Origin of the sequence: Paraburkholderia sp. SIMBA_054, from assembly GCF_046534875.1 — a bacterium.
Lineage (GTDB): Bacteria > Pseudomonadota > Gammaproteobacteria > Burkholderiales > Burkholderiaceae > Paraburkholderia > Paraburkholderia hospita.
Genome location: NZ_JAWRXV010000426.1, coordinates 1 through 330 on the forward strand (window position 1 = coordinate 1; position 330 = coordinate 330).

A 330-nucleotide genomic window follows, 5' to 3' on the forward strand; every position below is an offset into this window, starting at 1 on the left:
GTTTAGACATATTCCTAAAGGCGTCCCCCTCAAACGCTGAGGTAGACCTTGCGGATATCGCGGCCGACTTCGTCGCATCCGCGTGTCCAACAACGGCATCTTCAACAATGAAGAGAAAGCCTTGGCGAACGGCGCCAAGCAGCATGGCGATGAGGCCAACGCAGCGGGCGTCTACTACATCCTGAATCCTGAGACGGGTAGCCCGATTGCAGAGATGCTCTATGCGGGATACAGCAAGCTCAATGGCTTGCTCAAAGGGAGGCTTCCGCTTAGCGGGGCTGAGCGGGCGAATATTGATATCGCGAAAATAGCGACAGATGAAGGCGCCCT

At 55.8% G+C, this 330-nt stretch carries 1 protein-coding gene; it reads left to right on the forward strand.

From position 1 onward, the window contains the following. Window positions 1-82: 82 nt before the first annotated feature. The coding region (locus tag SB822_RS55770) for a hypothetical protein (RefSeq protein WP_410858934.1) at window positions 83-330 on the forward strand (248 nt) is incomplete at its 3' end.